Annotated in this window: 5 protein-coding genes; all 5 read right to left on the bottom strand. The window is 70.2% G+C overall.

The genetic code is table 11. The features are described from left to right. A partial coding sequence (locus FV217_RS21795) for a DUF4166 domain-containing protein (protein ID WP_246683102.1) occupies positions 1–258 on the bottom strand: 258 nt, incomplete at its 3' end. Between the two features lie 4 nt (positions 259–262). After that, a complete protein-coding gene (locus FV217_RS21790) occupies positions 263–823 on the bottom strand; it encodes a MarR family transcriptional regulator (RefSeq protein WP_147821674.1) in 561 nt (186 codons plus the stop codon). A 75-nt stretch (positions 824–898) separates the two neighbouring features. Then, positions 899–1,696, bottom strand: coding sequence for an aminoglycoside adenylyltransferase domain-containing protein (locus FV217_RS21785; RefSeq protein ID WP_147821672.1), 798 nt, complete (start codon positions 1,694–1,696; stop codon positions 899–901). A gap of 2 nt (positions 1,697–1,698) precedes the next feature. Beyond that, positions 1,699–2,739: an aldose epimerase family protein gene (locus FV217_RS21780; RefSeq protein ID WP_147821671.1), complete on the bottom strand. Its 1,041-nt coding sequence runs from the start codon at positions 2,737–2,739 to the stop codon at positions 1,699–1,701. Positions 2,740–2,776: 37 nt separating this feature from the next. Further along, entirely contained in the window at positions 2,777–4,552 is a 1,776-nt protein-coding gene (locus FV217_RS21775) for an ABC transporter ATP-binding protein (RefSeq protein ID WP_147821669.1), read from the bottom strand. Positions 4,553–4,811 lie beyond the last annotated feature (259 nt).

The following is a 4,811-nucleotide window of genomic DNA, read 5'->3' as shown; positions in this document are numbered from 1 at the left end:
TGGCAGCGGCGCGCCGACGCCGCGCGCCGCCTGCGCCAGCAGCCATCCGGCGACGCTCATCCGCGTGGCGACGACATGCCCGGCATAAACGGCGCTGGCGCTCTGCGGCAGGCGCTTCGAGAAGCGGCGGCGCACGGCCGGCGGCAGCGTGTTCCACTGCGCGTCGGAGATCAGGGCCCGGAAGCGCAGGTCGAGGAGGTCGGTCGGCGCGGGCGCGGCGGCGGACGGGAGCGGCCGGGATCTTGCGAGGGCTGTCATCGGGTCAGCCCTCCGGCTTAGAGGGCAGGAACTTCACGATGCGGCTGCCGAGCCGGATCAGCTTGGCCAGCGTCCCGTGCGGCACATGCAGCATCTGCGCGTACCAGCCCTCCATGGTCTGCGTGAAATCGAGCATCGCATTCAGCCGCCGCCGCGCCACGGCGCCGACAGCGGGATCGTCCTCGGCCTGGACCGCGCAGACACGGAGCGCCGCGATGGCCGGATCGATCTCGCGCTCCTTGCGGCCGGCGGCGATGCGCGTCGCCATCTCCCACAGGTCGGTCTCGGCGACGAAATGATCGCGCCGGTCGCCGGCCACCGGGACCCGCCGGATCAGGTTCCAGCCGGTGAGTTCCTTCAGCGAGTTCGAGACGTTGGAGCGCGCGATGCCGAGCGCGTCGGCGATCTCCTCGGCCGTCAGCGGCTTCTCGGAGAGGTAGAGCAGCGCATGGATCTGCGCGACGGAGCGGTTCACGCCCCATTGCCCACCGAGATTGCCCCAGTGCATCACGAAGCCTTCGATCGCGGCCGGCAGCTTGGATGGGACGTCTGTTATTTCTGTCATGACAGAAATAACAGACCGGATCGAGTGCCATGTCAAGCGGTCGTGCGCCGACCACCCTACCGGTAGATCCGGCCGTCAGCGCGTCTCGCCGACGCCCGCGATTACGAAGCGGATGTAATCGACGGATCGCGCGAACCGGTCGGGCGCCATGCGGTCGAGACGTCCCTCACGTGCCAGCAGGGCGTCCTCGATCACGGGCCGCCAGTCCGGCGGATAGGTCCGCAGGGCCCAGCGGCCGGCCTCGGTCTTCGAGACGATGTCGCCGGTGGCGACGGTGCGCGCGATCCGGGTGACGCCGAGCACGCCCCAGCCGAACGAGGATGCGGCCATGTCCTCGTCCGGGCGCTTGCGCGCCAGGGCTGCTTCGGCCTGCGCGATCCAGCCCATCCAGTAGCTGTTGAGGTTGGCGATCTGGAAGCGCCGCGTCGACTCGGCATCGCTGGCGATGCCGAGCTGTATCGGCTCGGGTCCCCGGACGGTGATCCCGTGCCGGGCGAGACACGTCCAGAGCAACGGATTGATCTCGAAGCAGCGCGCCTGCGCCTGAAGATCTCCCTCGACGACGAAGGTCGCATATTCGATGTCGCCCGGGATCCGGGTGAGCCGGTCCGGCGTCAGATAGATCCCGTCGAAGAACGGCGGCGCCAGCGCCGCCATCTCGGCATGGACGCGCGCGAGGCCATCCAGCTGCTCCAGGCTCGGCCCCGCCGGGACCAGCGCGACAACATCGATGTCGCTGATGCCCTCGCGATAATCGCCGAGGGCTACGGAGCCGACGAGGTACAGCCCCGTGACGAATCCGGGCGCCACCCCGTCGACCCGCGCGAGATAGGCGCGGACCGTGTCGGTGACGGAGCTCGGCAGCCCATCCACGCCTACGCCACCGAGAACCGATAGGTCGAGGTCGACATGAAGGGGGCGCCCGGCCTCAGTACGGCGGAAGGAAATTCCGGGTGGTTCGGGGCGTCGGGGAAACCTTGGGTCTCGAAGCAGACGCCATCGCCGGAGCGGTAGATGCGGCGCGAAGGGCCGGCGAGTGTGCCGTCGAGGGTGTTGCCGGTGTAGAGTTGCAGCGCCGGCTGCGTGGTGGCGACGTCGAGGCGGCGGCCGCTCACCGGGTCGAGGCAGGAGGCGGCGGGGCGCAGGACGCCCGCCTGTCCCCGGACGACGAAATTGTGGTCGTAGCCCTTGGCCCAGACGATCTGCGGGTCATCGTCGCGGATGCGCGCGCCGAGCGCCGTGGCCGTGCGAAAATCGAAGGGCGTGCCCTGCACGGAGCGGATCTCGCCGGTGGGGATCTGGTGCGCGTCGGTCGGCGTGTAGGCGTCGGAGGCGAGTTCGACCACGTGGCCCAACACGTCGCCGGAGCCTTCGCCGGCAAGGTTGAAGTAGCTGTGGTTGGTCAGGTTGAGCGGCGTCGGCTTGTCGGTCCAGGCCCGATAGTCGATGCGCAGCACCCCGTCCTCGGGCAGGCTGTAGACGACTTCGAGGTCGAGGTTGCCGGGAAAGCCCTCCTCCCCGTCGGGGCTGCGCCGCATCAGCACGACGCGCCCCGCATCCGCCGACAGGACCCGGAACAGGCGCTTGGCGAAGCCGGTCACGCCGCCGTGCAGGGTGTTCGGCGGGTCGTTGATCGGCAGTTCGTAGGCCTGCCCGTCGAGGCTGAAGCGCCCCTTGGCGATGCGGTTGGCGTAGCGGCCGGCGAGCGCGCCGAAATGCGGGCTGAGCGTTTCGTAGCCCTCGACCGTCTCAAGCCCGAGCACGACGTTGGCGAGCCGGCCCGCGCGGTCCGGCGTCTCGATCGTGGTGACGATGCCGCCGAGATCGAGGATCTGGACGCGAAAGTTTCCGCGCTCCAGCGTCAGGCGGGTGACGATCTCGCCGCCCTTGGTCTTGCCGAAGATCTCGCCTGCCATCGGTCTCTCCTGGCGCTGAGTGGACGGTCCCCGAAGCTCAGACCGCAGCCGGAACCGGCTCATCCGACAATTGCAGCCGGTGCAGCCGGGCATAGGTCCCGCCAGCTGCGACCAGCGCCTCGTGCGTGCCCGTCTCGATCACCCGGCCGGCCTCCATCACCGCGATCTGCCCGGCATCGCGCACGGTGGAGAGGCGGTGGGCGATGACCAGCGTGGTGCGGCCGCGCATCAGCCGGACGAGGGCCTCCTGCACGAGCTGCTCGGATTCGGAATCGAGGGCGCTGGTCGCCTCGTCGAGCAGCAGGATCGGCGCGTCCTTGAGGAAGGCGCGGGCGAGGGAGATGCGCTGGCGCTCGCCCCCCGAGAGCCGCCCGCCCGCCGGGCCGACGCGAAAGTCGTAGCCCTCGCTTAGGCGCGAGACGAAGCCGTGGGCGGCGGCGGCCTCGGCGGCGGCCTCGATCTCGGTCCGGCTCGCCCCCGGCCGGCCGAAGCCGATATTGGCGGCGATGGTGTCGTCGAACAGCACGACCTCCTGCGAGACCACCGAGACGGCGGCACGCAGCGAACCGATCGTCACGCCGCGGATGTCCTGGCCGTCGATGAGCACGCGGCCGTCGGTGACGTCGTAGAGACGCGGCACCAGGTTGAGCAGCGAGGATTTTCCCGAGCCCGAGCGGCCGACGAGCGCTGTCGTGGATCCGGCCCGCACCGTGAGGTCAATGCCTTCCAGGGCCGGCGCGTCCTCGCGGTAGCGGAAGCGCAGGTTTTCGAATGTGATCTCGCCCTGCGTCACCCGCAGCGGCACGGCGTCCGGCGCCTCCCGGATGGTCGGGTGTTCGTCGAGCAGGGCGAAGTAGCGGGTGAGCGCGGCGGCGGCCTCCTGCAGGATGGCGTTGAGGGTGCCCAGCGCGCGGGCGGGCTGCGCGGCAAGCAGTAGCGCGGCGACGTAGCCGGTGAAATCGCCGACGGTCTTCTCGCCCGACATGACCCGCTGGCCGACGATCACCAGCACGGCCGCGACGGCGAAGCCGCCGCCGATCTCGAGCAGCGGGTCGAGCCGGCCGCGGGCGTTGGCCGCCTTCATCTTGAGCCGGCGGACCTCGTCGAGGGCGTCCGAGGCGCGGCCCTTGAGGTAGCCCTCCAGCGAATAGGTCTTGGCGATGCGCGCGCCCTGCAGGCTCTCGCTGATGAGGCTCGCCATCAGCCCCATCTGCTCCTGCGTGTTGGTAGAGACGTGGCGCAGCTTCTTGCCGACGCGGCCGATCGGCCCGGCGACGAACGGCACGGTGATGCCGGCCACCAGCGTCAGGACCGGGTCCATCCAGACCAGGGCGATCACCAGCGCGATCAGCATGGCGATGTCGCGCAGGAGCACGGTGGAGATGCGGGTCAGCGCCTCCTTGATGAAGGCGAAATCCGTAGTGAAGCGCTGCGTGAACGAGGCGGCGCTCTCGCGCCCGAGCTGGGCCATGTCGGCCTCGATCAGGTGGGCGTAGAGCGCCCCCTGCATATCCGCCTCGACCCGCGTCACCACGCGGTTCGTCAGGATGGTCTGGCCGAACAGGGCGAAACCGCGCACGGAGGTGACCACGATGACGACGAGCGGCCCGTAGGCCAGCGCCCGCTGGTCCTTGGCGTCGAAGGCGTCGAAGGCGGCCTTGATCAGCGCCGGGTAGAGGCCCGTCGCCGCGCCGACGATAGCGATCAGCACCAGCACGACGGCGAGCGTCGCCCGGTGCGGCGAGAGCCACTCGCGCCAGAGCCGTCGCAGGAGAGGGAGGGTGTCGCCCCTCAGGAGCGGGCGCCGCGCCATGCCGGTCCAAAATCTTCCGTCGATCCGCCCCAACGGGAGAAGGGCCAGCGGTGTGTGCAGCCGCCGTCCCGCAGGATCAAGCGAAACCCGAAGAGATCAGTCGTCGTCCCGGCCCCCCGGCCCGTCGCGCTCGCCCTTGCGATGGTGCCAGCCGCCGCCATGCGGGCGCATCGGGCGGGCCAGGATCGCGGCGCGGCGCTTCTGGCCGTCGTCGAGGGTGGCGTAGAGCGGCGCGGTGGCGTCGGCGAGCTTCCGGAGC

It is taken from the genome of Methylobacterium sp. WL9, assembly GCF_008040035.1.
Classification (GTDB): domain Bacteria; phylum Pseudomonadota; class Alphaproteobacteria; order Rhizobiales; family Beijerinckiaceae; genus Methylobacterium; species Methylobacterium thuringiense.
This window is presented reverse-complemented; position numbering and strand designations above follow the sequence as displayed.

Bases quoted from the DNA above. Each gene is read 5' to 3' on its own strand.
- FV217_RS21790 (WP_147821674.1), bottom strand. From the start codon at position 823: ATGACAGAAATAACAGACGTCCCATCCAAGCTGCCGGCCGCGATCGAA.
- FV217_RS21780 (WP_147821671.1), bottom strand. From the start codon at position 2,739: ATGGCAGGCGAGATCTTCGGCAAGACCAAGGGCGGCGAGATCGTCACC.
- FV217_RS21775 (WP_147821669.1), bottom strand. From the start codon at position 4,552: ATGGCGCGGCGCCCGCTCCTGAGGGGCGACACCCTCCCTCTCCTGCGA.